The sequence below is a fragment of the Methanosarcina sp. UBA5 genome, from assembly GCF_002505485.1.
Lineage (GTDB): Archaea > Halobacteriota > Methanosarcinia > Methanosarcinales > Methanosarcinaceae > Methanosarcina.
Genome location: NZ_DAVG01000100.1, coordinates 1 through 16,307, shown reverse-complemented (window position 1 = coordinate 16,307; position 16,307 = coordinate 1). Strand labels below are relative to the sequence as shown.

The window sequence follows — 16,307 nt, the reverse complement described above, 5'->3', positions numbered from 1 at the left end:
ATGTGAATCTATTTATAAAAAAATCTCATAATTAATCATTACTTTTTTGGGGGATATGATGAAGAGTCAAATAGGTTAGTACTTATTAATCTAAAATATGCCCCTATGGAGTAGGGAGTGAGGTACAAATGGGTGAAAATAAACCTTCCAAGGTTCTAACTACCGGTTTTGGAATCCCGGTGGGGGATGATCAGAACAGTCTTACAGCAGGAGAGCGTGGCCCTGTTCTTATTCAGGATGCTCATCTGCTTGATAAACTTAGCCATTTCGACCGTGAACGTATTCCGGAGCGTGTAGTACATGCCAAAGGTGCAGGTGCTGGAGGTTACTTTGAAGTGACTGCGGATGTAACCAGATATACCAAGGCCAAGTTTCTTTCTGAAATCGGTAAGCGCACTGAAGTTTTTGCCCGCTTTTCCACAGTCGGTGGGGAAAGGGGTACACCTGATGCTGCTCGTGACCCACGGGGGTTTGCCGTTAAGTTCTACACTGAAGATGGAAACTATGACCTGGTAGGTAATAACACCCCTGTGTTTTTCATTCGCGACCCCTTGAAGTTTCCTGATTTTATCCACACACAAAAGCGTAATCCAGCTACAAACTGCAAAGATCCGGATATGTTCTGGGATTTCCTTTCCCTGACGCCGGAATCAATTCATCAGGTCACTATCCTTTTCTCAGACAGGGGTACTCCAGCTACCTTCAGAAACATGAATGGCTACTCTAGCCATACATACAAGTGGTACAATGATAAGGGTGAATATTTCTGGGTACAGTATCATTTCAAGACTGACCAGGGGATAAAGAACCTGACCCGCGAGGAAGCAGAGAAATTAAGTGGAACGGATCCTGACCATGCCACGAGGGACCTTTATGAGGCTATCAAGAGAGGCGACTATCCTTCTTGGACTCTCGAAATGCAGATAATGACTCCAGAGCAGGCCAAAGATTATCGTTTTGATATTCTGGATATAACCAAGGTATGGCCTCACGGCGATTTTCCCCCTATCAAGATAGGCAAGCTGGTATTGAACCGAAATCCGACCAATTACTTTGCTGAAGTGGAACAGGCAGCCTTCAGTCCTGCAAACCTTGTGCCAGGCATTGGCATTTCTCCAGATAAAATGCTGCAGGCAAGGGTTTTTTCCTATCACGATACCCACATTCATCGTCTTGGTCCCAATTATCACCTGATCCCTGTGAATGCTCCAAAGTACTCACCTGAGACTAACTATCAACGTGATGGGTTCATGCGTGTTGATGCCAATGGTGGTAATGGCCCCAATTACTGGCCCAATAGCTTTGGAGGTCCTGCTCCAAACCCTGGTTTTCTGGAGCCTCAATTCGAAGTGTCGGGACTGGCAGCTCGCACACCTTACACATACCCAAACGATGACTTTGTACAACCTGGAAACCTGTATCGTGATGTCATGACCGACTACGACCGTGGAAATCTGGTAGGCAACATTGTAGCTCATCTTTCAGGTGCCCAGAAACGTATACAGCTCAGGCAGACAGCCCTGTTTTTCAAAGCTGATTCAGACTATGGAAGCCGGGTGGCTAAAGGCCTTGGGCTTGATGTAAAGGAAGTTGAGCGCCTTGCTAACATGACCATGGAAGAGCGTGCCAGAGCAACTGAAAAATAAAATAATTTTGAGTAATGTCTCCATTTCGCCGTAAAAATTGAATAAATCGGTTTTAAGGTGAAAACCAATTTATTATCTCTTTTGGGGGGTCATGTCCGCGAGTTACTGACAACAGTAAGCACAAGAATCTTTCTCATCCAGACGGCTCAGCTGGTAAAGAAAGATGCAGAAACCTGAAATTAAGAGGACTGAAATGCTAAGAAGACAAATAAGCAGTAAATTTTCAGGAAGGCTGCACATATCAACTGGCTAGCAGTGCACGACCAAATAATAGGTGTGAAGGAAAAAGTAGAGATTTTGAGTTATCAATCAAGTAGGGATTTCAGTCCTCAATCAAGTAGATATTTTCAGTCCTCAAGCCCGATATGTTTAAGGAAATGATGATAATGTTCAGGCGGGAGCCGCGAATAAAAGGCCCTAGTTACAACCTCGCTTAGAGACGGGTGAATATCCATACCCCGCATGATTGGTTCAGAACTTCTTGATTCAGTGTACATGAGAGGAATTATCTGGTGGATCAGGATTGAGGCATGTGGGCCTATAATTTGGGCTCCCAGAATTTTTTCTTCCTCCGCATCCAGAATCACTTTTACGAAATAATCCTTGATTTCCATAGCCGATCCTTTTGCAGTATCTTCAAAAAACTTGAGGCCTATGAGGATTCTTTCCTCCCCATACTTTTTCACGGCTTCCTGCTCTCCCATGCCTACTCCGGCAATTTCAGGATACGAAAAAACGGCATGAGGTACGGCATGGTAGTCTGCCTGTTCTTTTTCTTTCAAGATCGCATTGAGGAAAACTATTCCGGACTCGTAGTTTGCTACGTGCTTTAGCAGATATTTTCCATTTGCGTCCCCAAATGCCCAGATATTCGGCTGGGAGGTCTCAAGATACTCGTTTACCATAATCCAGCCCTGGATATCGGTTTTGATCCCTGCTCTTTCGGGGTGGAGAATATCGGTATTCGGAGCTCTTCCTGTTGCTACGAGAATTTCGTCCACAGTTATTTTTAGTTCCTGTCCTGAGTCTTTTTCCTTTGCTATGACAGTTTTCTGCCCGTTATTTTCTTTTCTAACCTCTATGGCTTCGTGGTTTGTTATAACCCTCATATATTTCGACATCTTCATCCAGGCAAGTCTGGAGATTTCTGGTTCCTCCTGTGGAAGGAACCGGGAATTTCTCCCGATAACCGTAACATCGGTTCCCATCGCTGAAAAAAAGTGCCCGTATTCGGCTGCAATGTAACTCCCTCCAAGGATGGCAAGCGTTTTTGGGCATTCCGTTAGCTTAAGCACAGTATCGCTTGTAAGGTATCCTGCTTCTTCGAGGCCTTTAATGGGAGGAATTGCAGGTTTTGAGCCGGTGCAGAGAAAGATCATTTCGGAGTGGAGGGCTTTTTCACCTACTTTCAGGGTATAAGGTGAGATAAACTCCGCACTTTCATGGTAGTAATCAAGATACGGGTTGTCGGCCAGACTCTTCCTTATTGCCTCTATATCTTCTCCTATTTTCCTGCGCATCCTTTCCATAATTGCAAGGAAATCGATGTCCTTTATTCCAAGCTTAATTCCGAAAACAGGTGCAGTTTCAATTTCCCTGATGAGTTCGGCAGGATAGAGCAGAATTTTTGAAGGAATACACCCTCTGGTAAGACAGATCCCACCTGGTTCGTCTTTGTCGATAACGGCAACTCTCATTTCCGGATTTGAATCAAGAATGGAATTTATATAGTTCATTGCAGAACCCGTACCTATTATAATAAGGTCGTAGTTTTCCATGCTTTCCCCTCACCAAATATAGCATGCAGCTTTGCTGGCTATAATATACAATTAATTCTGGTTATATTTATGGATCAGAGTTTTCACAATTTATTCAGTTACATATAGATCAGAACTTCATCGGATTTTGCACTTGAGCCTGAATTCGCGCTTAATCCTGAAGGAACAAATTAGCATTAAAATTTGTGAAATTTTGAATAGATGCCGTTAGAAATATGAAAAATAGATATCTTTTGAGATTCTGAGCCTGGATACCATTTGGAAATTCTGATAAGTAGATTAAGTTTGAAAAATCCCGAATAACAAATGTGAGGCAAAAGTTATTTTATTCGTCGAATAATCTCTATGCAACTTAATGGGTTTGTCTAAATTCCTTCCCGATCGCCAACTTCTAAAACAGATGTTTTTAAATTTTAATACATATTTTTAAATCATCTATGAAAGGAAAACAACTACTTATTTATAAAGATAAGCTTATTCTATGTAGCTTTCCAGAAAAAATAAAAACAAAAGATGTCTTATAATGAACAGAGCTGCCCGATTCTTTAAAAGCGGGAATTTTTGCAAGAGAATTCCTGTAATGCATATCCTGTACTTCCTGCTCATTCTTATAGCTCCTTTTGCAGGAGTGAACCTTCTTTTCCTTCTATCTGTCGTTCTTTTTCTGGGAATACGCTTTTCTGGAAATTCCTTTTTCTGTGACAGAGATATTATCAGCCTTACTTTTTCCCTGACTATAATGCTCTTTGTTTCCGTGATTTCGGGGGGCTCTTCTTACAACTATCCTTTCTACATAGTACTCGCCGCATTTGCGATTGCGGCAGTAGGAAACCATAAAACCTCTTTTTCGGAAACCGATTCTGTACCTGATTTTAAGCTAAGGCGGAGGAGAATCAAAAAGAGGAGTTTTTCAATACTTTGGAGTTCGGCTTTCCTGGCACTTCGGATTGCTGCCGCATTCTTTGCCGCAAGCTGGATTGTCTACTGGCAGGAACTTCCGGTCTCATATAATATGGTTTTCTTCATAGCTGTTATCGGAGCGGTTACAGGCTCTCTTTTCGAGTCAATCCCCTCCAAAATAGACAAGAATATTTCTGTGCCTCTGGGTGCAGGCATGACGATGTGGATTTTTGAAGATTTCAGGTACTGGGTGCCTCCTGAAAAAATGGTCATAGCACTTGTATTTTCTTTTTTCCTGGGTGTACTGGCTTACAGGGCGAAGATTGCAGATGTCTCTGCCCTTCTGAGTGCCGCCCTTCTTGGAGTCCTGATAATCGTCTTCAGCAAGCTTTCCTGGTTCCTTCTTTTGCTCACATTTTTTATTCTTGGAGGTGGGTTTACAAAATATAAATATGCATATAAAGAATCCATAGGGATTGCACAGGCTAAAGATGGTATCCGGAGTTACGAAAACGTATTTTCCAACAGTACGGCAGCCCTTGCCCTTGCAGTAGCATATGGAGTTTTCCCGGAGCACAGTCTTCCGATCGTCTATGCCTATATGGGTACGGTTGCAACAGCTACCGGAGATACCCTGGCAAGTGAAATAGGGACAACGGCAAAAGGAAGGCCAAGAATGATAACAACCCTGAGACTCTCGGAACCCGGAGTCGACGGGGCCGTATCATTGCTTGGCGAATTTGCTGCAATCTTCGGTTCTGCAGTGATAGGAGTCCTTGCATATTTATTGGGAGTCTCGGATAATTTTATATTAACAGTCCTTATTACAACAGCAGGAGGTTTTTTCGGGACAAATATGGACAGCCTCCTTGGGGCTACGCTTCAGAAAAGGGGAGTGCTTTCAAACAGTGGAGTCAATTTCGCGGCGACTTTTGCAGGTGCAGGAATTTCCGCAGTTCTGTATTTCCTTATAACTTGAACTGGGTACGGAATAAGTCTTATAACCTATTTTCATTTCCTTAGACCCTTTCTTCTACTCTCTGGACCTCTACACTGTTTTTGAGGATTTTTAAAACTTTTTCAGGCTTCTTATACATTTTTCTCCGGCTTCTTACAACTTTCTCAGGCTCTTTTCATTTTTTCTCATGCTGCGTACTCTCTAAAAGAAGCATCCATTTATATTTTCATAACATATCCTTAAGGAAACAGGGTTACTAAACCATTCCAATTCTCATTTATTCGATTTTAATTTTCAAGCTTACAGGAAGGTTCCCAGATGACAGAAATCGAGTATAAAGGCAAGAAAATCCTGCTTGTAATCGCCCAGGAGCAGTTCAGGGACGAGGAATGTTTTGTTCCGAAACAGCTTTTTGAGGCTGCAGGAGTAAAAGTTACCGTTGCAGCCGAATCTACGAAAACTGCAAAAGGGATGCTCGGAGGCACAATCAAGCCTGATATCACGATATCGGACGCCAGAATTGACGATTATGACGCAATAGTAATCTCAGGGGGCTCGGGCTCAAGAAAATACCTGTGGGATAACAAAGCTCTGCAGGCACTCGTAAAGGAAGCGGATGCTCTGAAAAAGGTGATCTCGGCAATCTGTATTTCCCCTGTGATACTGGCAAGGACAGGTATCTTGAAGGGCAAAGAGAGCACAGTCTTCAAAAGTCCGGACACAGTACGCGAACTTAAGGAACGCGGAGCTGTCTATCTGGATAGGGAAGTAGTGGTTTCGGACCGGGTGGTCACAGGGAGAGACCCCGCAAGTGCTGATGCGTTTGGAAAAGCCGTACTTGAGGCCCTGAAAAAAGTTTAATTCTCTCAAATATTCTGAAATGTAAATCTTCTTTATCGAGAAAGTTGTCTGAAAATTTGATTTCTCCGGTTACCGGGTGTGCTTATTATGACAGCGGAACTTGAAGCCATACTGGCTTATCACCAGGCAAGTAAACACAACTTCAAAACTTATGCTCCGGGTCCTCACCGCATGGATCTGACTATCAAACCAGACCCTTTTCTTAACTATCAGGGAACTCGACTTTTGAATCTAGAGATTTGGAGTGATGAACAGATAAAAGCTGAAACTTTTCCTGCCTATGAACAGGCTTTCTCACCGGAAAAACTCAAGCCGTCTGAGCTGAATGCGAAATCGATTTCCAGGCTTTTTTTTGACAGTTTTGCCATTTCGACCTGGAAAAGGGCAGGAGGTACAAAATGGCCGCTTCGGGTCAACCCCTCAAGCGGAAACCTTCATCCTACCGAGGTCTACCTTATTTCCGGCCCTGTAAAGGGGTTTCTGAAAAATCCGTCTGTCTGTCATTATGCTCCTTTGATTCATGCCCTTGAACTCAGAACCGAGTTTTCCCCGACGACCTGGGAGCTGTTAAGTTCGGGCTTTCCTGAAGGCACTTTTTTCGTGGGCCTGAGTTCAATTTTCTGGCGGGTTTCCTGGAAATATGGGCTCAGAGCGTTTCGATATGCACATCATGATATCGGGCATGCAATTGCTGCCCTGACCTTTGCTGCTGCCGGGCTCGGCTGGAAAACAAGCCTTCTTGCGGACATGGGTTCGGAAGATATTGCAGCGCTTATTGGCGTTTCCGAAGATGAAGGTCATGAGAGACAGGAACCTGCCTGCCTGCTTGCGGTCTATCCAGCAGGAAAAACCTGTAAAAGTAGCAGAATTCCTTCCGGCGCGATTCCTGCTTTTAAAAACCTTTCTTGGGAAGGCGTTCCTAACAGTTTAAGTCCAGGGCATGTTGAATGGTTAGGTATTGAAAAAGCGGCTTCAGCATCTCAAAAGAAGGGAACCAATTACCTGGAGATAAGAGAAGAACCAAAAGAAGAACCGAAATCCAACATGCAGGCTGTTTCATCGCTGAAAACCTGCAACTTCAGGAACCTGTCCAAGCTTAAGACAGTTCCCCTTCGAGGCGTTATACGTGGAAGGAGAAGTGCTATTGAAATGAATAACAGCGCATACCTGGAAAATGAAACTTTTTATGCAATGCTGCAAAGAACCCTTCCGAAAAATAATCCAATTTTCAATTCCCTTGCTTTTGGTTCCTTTACTCACCTGCTTCTTTTCGTAAATCGTGTAAAAGACCTTCTTCCAGGACTTTATATTTTCCTTCGCAAACCCGAAGAAAAAGAGAGGTTTAAAGCTGGGATCAGGCCGGACTTTTTATGGGAGAAACCGAAAAATTGCCCGTCGGACCTTGAGTTTTACCTATTGATGGAAGAAACTCTGGATTCTTTTGCAGCCCAGCTTTCCTGTGCGCAGCGAAAAGCTGCCGATGCCTGTTTTACTGCCTGCATGCTCTCGGAATTCGAAGAGCCTCTGAACAGGTTCGGGGCCTGGATATATCCGTACCTTTTCTGGGAATGCGGAATTCTGGGGCAGCTTCTTTACCTTGAAGCCGAAGCAAATGGCCTCAGGGGCTGTGGGATCGGGTGTTTCTTCGATGACCCTTTGCATGATGCCATAGGGCTTAAAGGGCTTGAGTTCCAGGACCTCTACCATTTCGCTGTTGGTTATCCACTTCCGGAGATAGGAGTTCTAACTCTTCCTGCATATGAAGAAGAGTAACTTATTATTTCTTTTCTCTGTTCTTGAGATTTGTGATTCTACAGATAAATCAATAAACTTCCTAAGAACTATACTTTTGCTGAAAGCAAGAGGATTAAGTTGTCAAAGTCTCCTTAGAATTTGGAGACGTCTTTATAAATGGAACAAACAAGAAAAAGTTAGAGTATGTACAATTGATAACGTTCAGAGCAGCAGGACTTTTCCAATTGGCTCTTAATCACTGCAAAAGACAAATGAGAATTATTCAGTTGATTTTAATAATCTCCTCAAAATTGTCCAGTATCCTGAACATCGATAACTTTGAATCTGCCAGAAATGAGTCTTTATCCAGCATCTCCTTCTCATTCTGGATATACATTCCTTCAACCAGCTCATCCCTGCAGTTTTCTATAACGTTTCCGATTGTTCTACTGCTCATTTCCAGATGAAACTGAAGTCCAATTACCCTGTTTTTGTAGATAAAGCCCTGATTTTTGCAGGCTTCACTTTCAAAGAGTCTTATTGCCCCTTCAGGCAAGCCGAAGGTATCTCCATACCAGTGAAATGCAGTAAGTTCTTTCGTAATACCTTCCAGCAGGGATATTTCAGACTTCTCCTGTTTTATCGTAAACACCGGAAACCATCCAATCTCCTTATAGTCGTTTTTAAACACCTCGGCTTTCAGTACATCAGCAACAAGCTGAGCGCCAAGGCAAATCCCAAGTACTGCTTTTCCTGAAGAGATAGTTTCTTTAATAAACGTTTTTTCTTTCCTCAGCCAGGGGTATTTTCATACTCATAGATATTCATCGGTCCACCCATGATTATGAGAAGGTCGAAGTTATCCAGACTGGGAAAGTTCTGATTTTCATATAAGTGTGTGGTTGATAAAGAGTGCTTTCTTTTTTCTATCCATTCAACAATAGTTCCCAATGTTTCAAACTCAACGTGCTGGATGCAATGTATTTTCATGTTTAAACCCTTACTTTAAACATTTAAATTAATATATATAATTTTTAATTTTTAATTGTTTCTGAATTTTTGAGTGATAACATTCAAATTTATCGGTAACAGAAACACTTGAAATTAAATACTCGTCATTCTTTAGCGTCACTACATAAATTTATGTTTCGGCAATGTATCAAAAGCTCTGTAAATTCGGAGTTATCCTGTACCATTTTTCCTGACCACAAAAGAGATTATCGTTTTTCACTGGTGCACAGGCTTTATATCAAAAATTATGTATCGGAGATTCGAATTTACAGAGCTTTCGGTATACTACCCTGTTTTTTGTTTTCCTCTTTGCATTTTTATTCTTTTTTCCGCTCTTCGCTTTCTTTCTTTTTTCCTCTTCTCAAACTTCTTCTGACAACTCCGGGCTGGGAAGGCGGAACAGGAAGTTCGCACCCTGATTTCAGGTCACATTCCACTACAATTCCCCGCAGCAGCCGGCCCAGAATATCCGAACCTGTAATAATTCTTTTTTCCTGGTCCCAGTAGAGGATAAGATCCTGGTCGATCACATCGTCTTCAGGGTATTGCGGATACACCTTAAACTGCCTAATTACTTTTTCAAGCCTGGTCTTGGGAGATCTCACGACAACTGGGAAGTGGCAGTAAGAAAACGGAATGAATGGGCCTTTTTTATAAACCGCGTCCCGGAGAAAGTGGTCCGCATCAAGCACCATGACAGGTTCATTCTGAGGGCTGGTAATGATTACCCACTTCTTCCCGGAGGCTTCTATCTTTTGCAGAAATGGGTCAGTCGGTTCTCTTTTGAAAGTAGGAAATACAGGACGGTTATTTTCCACCGGCAGAGAGATTATACTTCTCTCGTCTATTAGCGAGCCCTCATCGGAAATGCTAACATCGTCTATGGAGAGAAAGTTCAAGGCTCCTATCCCCTCAAAAGTACCAATATCAGACTTTCCAGACTCGATGTGCTTTTCGAGCATAATCCGCATAGACTGTTCCTTGAAGAGTTCAAGTTTTTCCCTGCCGAGCCACCAGTCAAGAATCAGGGCTGTGGGCTTGGCTACCGGATAGAGCAGCAACTGGTAGAAGCGAACTACAGGAGTTAGTTTTGCTCCGAGTGACAAGGCATTTCGGGAAAAATAAGCCTGGGGTGCGATCTCTCCGAAACTGGTAATTACAAAAGTAGAGAAGAGAAAAGCTGAAGCTCCTGTCAGAACGGAGCCTGTAAGCTGGGCAATGAGGACATTCACGGCAATATTTCCCCAGAGCAGTGTCGTAAGCAGGAAGTTTGAATCCCGTCGGATCTGCAGGATTTTGATAGCCTCTTTGTTGTCTGCTTCGGCCTCGATCTCAAGCCTGAGTCTCCCAAGGCCGAAAACCCCGATTGTCATTCCGGAAAAGATAGCGGACTGCATCAAGCAGAGTATGATCAATATCCAAATAATAATTTCATTCATTGTGAGTCTATAACCTCTATAATCTTCATACTGGCATAATTTAGCATAATTTTATTGGTAAATCCGTAGTAGATCCATCAAAGATTTTTGGTAAGCATAGGTTTAATGGCTTAACCTGTCAATTTTTATATATTTAACTGGGTCACAGTCCTCTTCGAAACTCAGTTTTCTGGTTTTGTATTGCTCAGTTTGTTGTAAATTTAGCCTTAAAATATAAATTTAACCTTCAGATTTTACCTTGCCTGAACCATTAATTTCTTTTAAACTTTATCCGGATTTAACAGCATGGAAAGGAAAGTTTCCAGGTAATCTTGATTTCGGGTAGTCTTAATTTAATTATTACTCTGTTCTAATAGTTTAATTTGTGTTCTCAGATTTACTGCAAGCTTTTTTAAAAAAGGCTTGAGCGCAAACCTTTTGAAAAAAGGTTTGATCGAAAACGAAAAACAGCGCAACATTTGAGTTTGAGAACCTTAACCCCAAATCCTATCGGCGTGATCAACCGGCGCAACGGTTGCTTGAAAGCTTTGCTTCAGCGTAATGTTTAATACAAACAAATAGTACTAAATGACCGATCAGTCAGCCATAACGAGGAAAAGTATTAATGAAGAGTATCGTCTCTGAAACAATCTATCCTGCACATAAATAGATTGCTATTTTTCTGACACCATAAGCTGTAGGTAACGACCCTTCTTATAAGTGATACACATGAAAAAAGATACAAATAACACCGGATCACCTGCCAAAGTTCCGGAAATCTGCCGTACACCTGATGTTCCTGTTGTCGGCACAGGGAAACAGGTCGTGCTTTTTATTGCGATACTGGCGGGATTTATCACTCCTTTTGACGGTTCGGCAGTGAATATTGCCCTGCCTGCTATTGGGGCCGAATTTCACATGGATGCTATTGCCCTTTCTTGGGTTGCGACTGCTTATCTTCTTTCATCAGCATTGTTTCTTGTCCCTTTCGGAAAAATCGCAGACATTTACGGGAGGAAAAAGATTTTCCTCTATGGTATTACGGTCTTCAGCCTTTCGTCTTTAATTCTGACTATGGCTTCCTCATCGGAAATGCTGGTTGGAGTACGGCTCGTTCAGGGTATTGGGAGTGCAATGATCTTCGGGACAGGCGTCGCCATTGTTACTTCGGTCTTCCCGCCTGGTGAGCGTGGAAAAGCTCTTGGTACTTATATTACTGCAGTTTACATTGGGCTTTCCCTTGGTCCTTTACTTGGAGGCGCGATGACGCAGTATCTCGGCTGGAGAAGCATCTTCTTCGTAAATGTTCCTATAGGCATTACAGCAATTCTCCTGATCTTATGGAAAATTAAAGGTGAATGGGCTGAGTGCAGAGGGGAGAAGTTCGACCTGATAGGGTCAGTGATATACGGTGCATCGATAGTTGCAGTTATGTACGGTTTTTCAGTTCTCCCGGACTTTAAAGGAGCTGCCCTCCTAGCCGTGGGAATTCTCGGAGTTATTATTTTTGCTTTATACGAAATGAGAATACCCTCTCCTGTTCTCGACATTAGTCTCCTGACAAAAAATAGAATATTTGCCTTTTCGAACCTGTCTGCGCTTATCAATTATAGTGCGACTTTCGCAGTAACTTTTCTCTTAAGCCTCGATCTTCAGTACACAAAAGGCTTCACTCCCGAACATGTTGGACTTATCTTGGTAGCACAGCCGGTTATCATGGCTATGGTTTCGCCAATTGCCGGCCGGCTCTCTGACAGGGTTGAACCACGGATTGTTGCATCCGCAGGAATGACATTTACTGCGCTTGGACTCTTCCTTCTAATTTTCCTTACAGAAAAAACTCCTATCTGGCACCTTATTATCACTTTGGTTATTCTTGGTATAGGCTTCGGGCTTTTCTCGTCTCCAAATACAAATGCAATCATGAGCTCGGTCGATAAAAGATTCTACGGCGTAGCGTCGGGAATGAACGGGACTATGCGTCTCCTTGGCCAGATGCTGTCGATGGGTATTGCAATGATGATCTTTGCGATTGTTATTGGTCCTGTAGAGATCACGCCTGAATATTATCCCCGGTTCGTTTTAAGCCTGCATTATGCTTTCATTCTCTTTACGGCCTCCTGCATTCTAGGAATATTCGCATCCCTCGTGAGAGGGAAAAGGAGTCCAATAGTTCACGCCCGTATCCCTGAAAAAAGCAAAAAATAATACGTTAATCCTGTGTAATTCATGTAATCATCGCGAATCCATTCAATCAAGGTGATAATCATGAAAATTCTTGGAATTAACGCAAGTCCGAGAGGGAATGAGAGCAAGACTCTTCAACTGGTAAAATCCGTGCTCAAAGGCGCGGAGTCCGAAGGCGCGGACGTCGAACTGATAGATCTATACAAATTGCGTATAGAATACTGCACAGGATGCGGAGCCTGTTATGCGACTGGGGAGTGCCCTCAGATCGATGACTTTGAGGAGCTTCTTGACAGAATTCTGAACTCTGATGGGATCGTTTTTGGAGCTCCGAATTATATTAACTCGGTTCCGGCCCCTATGAAAGCTTTCTTTGACCGACTCTCAGATGCTATCCATTGTCAGATGCTGACCGGAAAATTCGGGTGCTCAGTGTCCACGGCAGGAGGAGGCAAGGCAGATGTGGTTGTAGAATACATGAACAGCGTGCTCATGACTCTTGGTGTTACCGTTGTCGGTGGCCTTGGTGTTGCAGTTGGGATGTATCCTTCTGCACTCGAGCAAGCTGCGGGAAACGCCGAAGAGCTTGGTAAAAAGCTAGTAAAATCGATTCGTGGAGAGGTAGAATATCCGGATCAGGATGAAATGCATCGCCAGACGACAGAATATTTCTGCCAGCTTGTAAAATCTGATAAAGACCGGTTTGCCCACGATTATGACTGGTATGTCCGGATGGGCTTGATAAAATAAGAATTATCAGGATACCTTATTGGTATGTCCAGATTTTATATACTTTAGTCTATATTTTCTCATAAGTATTTACAAAACTTGCAGCCTGCAAGGACTTCAATCTGCCGGCAGGCTCAAATAAAACGCGTTTTCAAGGTAAAGTACTCATAGGCGTACTGCAATAACTTTATCGTGGCCGGGGGTTAACTGAATGGATGTATCTACTCTGGATAAGGAGAAAGGAGCTCACATTTCCGGAATTGACAGGGGTAAGGTTGTAATGTATGGGCTTAGCACCTGTGTATGGTGCAAAAGGACAAAGAAATTGCTTATCGATCTTGGTGTAAATTTCGATTTTATATACGTAGATAAGCTTGAAGGAGAAGAAGAAAACCAGGCTGTTGAGGAATTAAGGCGTTTCAACCCTTCAACTTCTTTCCCGACAACTATTATAAATGGGGAAAAAGCGATCGTGGGCTTTAAAGAAAAAGAAATCCGCGAAGTCCTTGGATTTTAAGTGAAAATTAAGCTGAATATTCTGTTGGAGATTATTTTGGCTTTTTGATAAAACTTTTTCAAAAAAGTTTTGTATAAGGGGGAATTGGGCTGAAAGAAGAGGAAGCTGCCGAAGAAAGCATAACCGAAGAACTGGTGGATAAAGTCTACAGGCGCTTGAATAACCAGGTCGAAAAATCAGGGTATCACCTCAACCCTGATGTTGAGTTCACAAAAGACCTTGTACGGGGGTTGCTCGCAAATGAGAAGCGGTACGGATACTGGTCCTGCCCTTGCAGGCTTTCTGCCAACAATCTGGAAGAGGACCTGGACATTGTCTGTCCCTGTTACTATAGAGACCCCGACCTGAACGATTACGGAGCCTGTTATTGTGCACTTTACGTTTCGGACGAGGTTATCCGGGGAGAAAGAAGAGTAGAATCGATTCCTGAAAGGCGTCCTCCTAAAGCACAGAGGGACGCTGAAAGAGCTGAAGAAAAGAAAAAAGCCGAGATGATGGAAACTATGGAGTTTACAGGGAAACTTTCAAAACCGGTATGGAGATGTAAGGTTTGCGGATATCTCTGTGCCATGGACGAACCGCCTGGAGTTTGTCCTATCTGTAAAGCGAGAAAGGAAAGATTTGAACGGTTTATGTAAATTCCAGTAAAGGGGAGTTTATTGAAACTTCAGTAATTTTCTTTTTTTATTTGGTTATTCTTTTCAAAATAGTTCATGCTTCCAGGGGAAAAGCAATTCGAGCTGAACCTGTTAGTATCTTCTACGAGCAGGGTAAGGTTCATCATTTCGGTACATTCCCTGAGCTTGAGGATCAGATATGTGACTGAAATCCCGGGAGCTGAGAAGTCTCCAGATAAAATAGGTGCTCTGGTTTATGCCTTGTCAATGCTAAACCTGAATGCGTATGCAGGCAGTGATTTCAATATTCCTGTGTTTGATGCCCCTAGCAGTCAAGAAATAGGTTATTCTATAGCAAGTCAGGTAGATTTGAGGATATATAGCAGGATAACAGTTATTGAAGATTAATTGGTTTTCACAACCAAAAATCCTCATGGTACGGGGACTCAATTATTACAATTCTGTAAAAAAGTTATCAGAAAATAAAAACTAATAGAATAGGATTTTCAGAATAGGATTTTCTCATATCCTCGTATATCTGTATAAATCGCCAATAATGATCTATAGCAAGCCTGGATACAGGAGTAAATGAACTCGGAGCAAAAATTTGCTAAAAAGGACTTTTGGAGTTATTACTATATCATCTGTATAACTTTTCTAGAACTAAACATATATAAACATTTAAGACTGTAATAATTACTCCTAAAATAGGGAGGTTATATGATGAGTGCAGAATGTTGTACTGAAAGACAACAACACAATTTAATGATTGACGAAGAAGAGGTTGAAAAAGTAAAAGCTGAACTCGAAATAGCATCTGAGAAAGTCGCTTATTTTGATGGTTTAATAATAGCTGCAGATTGCCTGAGAAAATCAGCAGAGGCTAAGATTATACAAACACAATCAAAAAAATTAGACTTAATTAGTAATAAATTGGATTCACAGATCCAAAGTCTCGGAGAACTAATAAGGAAAGCTGAGACCAAAAGAGAAGAAGCAATAAACAAAGTCCTGGACGCAGAAGTTAGTTTGATAGTGCTAGAAAATAAAATATTACATTCGAAGCTCGCAAATTTTTAACGATAAATGAAATATGAATATACGCTTCAACAGATAGCCTGTGAGTGAAGAAAAGGCATATCTGTAACCTATTTTTAAAATTACCTAAAGATTTTGACTTCATTAGAAGCTCTATAAGACATATCTCTCAATGTACAGACTAATTCCTTAAGCCAATCTGAAAGCTTAATCTGAGATAACTATGAAGTTCATAAATATACATGGAAATTTATTCTGCTATTGAAAGCTAGAGAATTAGCCCATAACCTCGTAGGAGAGACCAAAGAATTAGATTTTGTTAGCCCTGATTTTGGGGGTAAGAGAGTTGATTCTCAAGAAATAAGGCAGAAATTAAGGCAGAAAATTCTTAAAATTTCGTGTTCTGATTGAAAAAAGTTAGGGTTTTCTAAGGGGACTTTACATAATATGAAGATAATGAATATGTAATCCTATTAATTAAACATAGAAGACATATAAAATAAAAAGTTTTTAACAAATATTAATATATAAATAAAATTATATACCTTTTATAAAACAAGAATTAATTTTGGCCAGGAAGCTTTCTAATAGAAATATTGTAGTTATTTTGCAGTTGCGCATATTTTTTAGAGTTACCTATATTCCCTGCTTCTCTGAATGAAGAAGCTAAGAGGGGGCTATACATATGGAAAAGCGTTAAACAAAGCTTATTGTATTCATCATTTTCCACAATAATAGAAATATAAAAAATAATATGTATAAAAGAATTATATCAGGAACATACTAAGTTTCTAGAGGGCCCATTAAAGAGAAATTATACTCATCAGTTTCATAAAGAGCGATTTTTTTATTCATCTGTCATCGTTTTTATTATACTATAGTTATTTACGTAGAAAATTACACTTGAAATTGG

The 16,307-nt window shown here is 41.6% G+C and carries 16 protein-coding genes; 12 read left to right on the top strand and 4 right to left on the bottom strand.

Annotated features, from left to right (window positions below; translation table 11 throughout):
• Positions 1–128: 128 nt before the first annotated feature.
• Positions 129–1,646 carry a catalase gene (locus tag BP621_RS11615; protein ID WP_292390093.1) on the top strand — a complete coding sequence of 506 codons (1,518 nt, stop codon included), beginning with the start codon at positions 129–131 and terminating at the stop codon, positions 1,644–1,646.
• A 347-nt stretch (positions 1,647–1,993) separates the two neighbouring features.
• Here BP621_RS11615 and BP621_RS11610 read toward each other — a convergent pair whose 3' ends face one another.
• Positions 1,994–3,424 (bottom strand): dihydrolipoyl dehydrogenase, encoded by a 1,431-nt coding sequence (locus tag BP621_RS11610; RefSeq protein WP_292390091.1) that lies wholly within the window; start codon positions 3,422–3,424, stop codon positions 1,994–1,996.
• A 523-nt stretch (positions 3,425–3,947) separates the two neighbouring features.
• On the opposite strand from BP621_RS11610, the gene BP621_RS11605 reads away from it, so the two are divergent.
• The 3 genes from BP621_RS11605 (at position 3,948) to BP621_RS11595 (ending at position 7,916) form a co-directional block, all read left to right on the top strand.
• Positions 3,948–5,303, top strand: a complete 1,356-nt coding sequence (locus BP621_RS11605) for a TIGR00297 family protein (RefSeq protein ID WP_292390088.1) — start codon at positions 3,948–3,950, stop codon at positions 5,301–5,303.
• Positions 5,304–5,600: 297 nt separating this feature from the next.
• On the top strand, positions 5,601–6,143 hold the full coding sequence (locus BP621_RS11600) for a DJ-1/PfpI family protein (RefSeq protein ID WP_292390087.1): 543 nt from the start codon (positions 5,601–5,603) through the stop codon (positions 6,141–6,143).
• Positions 6,144–6,230: 87 nt separating this feature from the next.
• The gene (locus BP621_RS11595; RefSeq protein ID WP_292390086.1) at positions 6,231–7,916 is read left to right on the top strand and encodes a SagB/ThcOx family dehydrogenase; all 1,686 of its coding nucleotides are present in this window, start codon (positions 6,231–6,233) and stop codon (positions 7,914–7,916) included.
• A gap of 244 nt (positions 7,917–8,160) precedes the next feature.
• On the opposite strand, the gene BP621_RS17110 is transcribed toward BP621_RS11595, so the two are convergent.
• The 3 genes from BP621_RS17110 to BP621_RS11585 form a co-directional block, all read right to left on the bottom strand.
• Positions 8,161–8,613 carry a type 1 glutamine amidotransferase gene (locus tag BP621_RS17110; protein WP_349682076.1) on the bottom strand — a complete coding sequence of 151 codons (453 nt, stop codon included), beginning with the start codon at positions 8,611–8,613 and terminating at the stop codon, positions 8,161–8,163.
• A gap of 56 nt (positions 8,614–8,669) precedes the next feature.
• Entirely contained in the window at positions 8,670–8,867 is a 198-nt protein-coding gene (locus tag BP621_RS17105; RefSeq protein ID WP_349682075.1) for a hypothetical protein, read from the bottom strand.
• Positions 8,868–9,205: 338 nt separating this feature from the next.
• Entirely contained in the window at positions 9,206–10,327 is a 1,122-nt protein-coding gene (locus tag BP621_RS11585; protein WP_292390084.1) for a DUF21 domain-containing protein, read from the bottom strand.
• A 708-nt stretch (positions 10,328–11,035) separates the two neighbouring features.
• On the opposite strand from BP621_RS11585, the gene BP621_RS11580 reads away from it, so the two are divergent.
• From BP621_RS11580 to BP621_RS11545, 8 genes are all read left to right on the top strand, one after another.
• The gene (locus BP621_RS11580; protein WP_292390081.1) at positions 11,036–12,514 is read left to right on the top strand and encodes an MFS transporter; all 1,479 of its coding nucleotides are present in this window, start codon (positions 11,036–11,038) and stop codon (positions 12,512–12,514) included.
• Between the two features lie 60 nt (positions 12,515–12,574).
• Entirely contained in the window at positions 12,575–13,243 is a 669-nt protein-coding gene (locus BP621_RS11575) for a flavodoxin family protein (RefSeq protein ID WP_292390078.1), read from the top strand.
• A gap of 190 nt (positions 13,244–13,433) precedes the next feature.
• Positions 13,434–13,739 carry a glutaredoxin family protein gene (locus tag BP621_RS11570; protein ID WP_292390076.1) on the top strand — a complete coding sequence of 102 codons (306 nt, stop codon included), beginning with the start codon at positions 13,434–13,436 and terminating at the stop codon, positions 13,737–13,739.
• Positions 13,740–13,873: 134 nt separating this feature from the next.
• Positions 13,874–14,377: a ferredoxin-thioredoxin reductase catalytic domain-containing protein gene (locus tag BP621_RS11565; RefSeq protein ID WP_292390075.1), complete on the top strand. Its 504-nt coding sequence runs from the start codon at positions 13,874–13,876 to the stop codon at positions 14,375–14,377.
• Between the two features lie 50 nt (positions 14,378–14,427).
• Complete coding sequence (locus BP621_RS11560; protein WP_292390074.1) at positions 14,428–14,565, top strand: hypothetical protein; 138 nt, start codon at positions 14,428–14,430, stop codon at positions 14,563–14,565.
• Complete coding sequence (locus BP621_RS11555) at positions 14,558–14,764, top strand: hypothetical protein (protein WP_292390071.1); 207 nt, start codon at positions 14,558–14,560, stop codon at positions 14,762–14,764. The genes BP621_RS11560 and BP621_RS11555 overlap by 8 nt, the downstream gene beginning before the upstream one ends.
• A 312-nt stretch (positions 14,765–15,076) precedes the next feature.
• Positions 15,077–15,436 carry a hypothetical protein gene (locus tag BP621_RS11550; RefSeq protein ID WP_292390069.1) on the top strand — a complete coding sequence of 120 codons (360 nt, stop codon included), beginning with the start codon at positions 15,077–15,079 and terminating at the stop codon, positions 15,434–15,436.
• Positions 15,437–15,655: 219 nt separating this feature from the next.
• Positions 15,656–15,805 (top strand): hypothetical protein, encoded by a 150-nt coding sequence (locus tag BP621_RS11545; protein WP_292390067.1) that lies wholly within the window; start codon positions 15,656–15,658, stop codon positions 15,803–15,805.
• Positions 15,806–16,307 lie beyond the last annotated feature (502 nt).

Excerpts from the sequence above, each read along its gene's own strand:
- BP621_RS11615 (WP_292390093.1), top strand. The coding sequence starts at position 129 with ATGGGTGAAAATAAACCTTCCAAGGTTCTAACTACCGGTTTTGGAATC.
- BP621_RS11610 (WP_292390091.1), bottom strand. The coding sequence starts at position 3,424 with ATGGAAAACTACGACCTTATTATAATAGGTACGGGTTCTGCAATGAAC.
- BP621_RS11605 (WP_292390088.1), top strand. The coding sequence starts at position 3,948 with ATGAACAGAGCTGCCCGATTCTTTAAAAGCGGGAATTTTTGCAAGAGA.
- BP621_RS11600 (WP_292390087.1), top strand. The coding sequence starts at position 5,601 with ATGACAGAAATCGAGTATAAAGGCAAGAAAATCCTGCTTGTAATCGCC.
- BP621_RS11595 (WP_292390086.1), top strand. The coding sequence starts at position 6,231 with ATGACAGCGGAACTTGAAGCCATACTGGCTTATCACCAGGCAAGTAAA.
- BP621_RS17105 (WP_349682075.1), bottom strand. The coding sequence starts at position 8,867 with ATGAAAATACATTGCATCCAGCACGTTGAGTTTGAAACATTGGGAACT.
- BP621_RS11585 (WP_292390084.1), bottom strand. The coding sequence starts at position 10,327 with ATGAATGAAATTATTATTTGGATATTGATCATACTCTGCTTGATGCAG.
- BP621_RS11580 (WP_292390081.1), top strand. The coding sequence starts at position 11,036 with ATGAAAAAAGATACAAATAACACCGGATCACCTGCCAAAGTTCCGGAA.
- BP621_RS11575 (WP_292390078.1), top strand. The coding sequence starts at position 12,575 with ATGAAAATTCTTGGAATTAACGCAAGTCCGAGAGGGAATGAGAGCAAG.
- BP621_RS11570 (WP_292390076.1), top strand. The coding sequence starts at position 13,434 with ATGGATGTATCTACTCTGGATAAGGAGAAAGGAGCTCACATTTCCGGA.
- BP621_RS11550 (WP_292390069.1), top strand. The coding sequence starts at position 15,077 with ATGATGAGTGCAGAATGTTGTACTGAAAGACAACAACACAATTTAATG.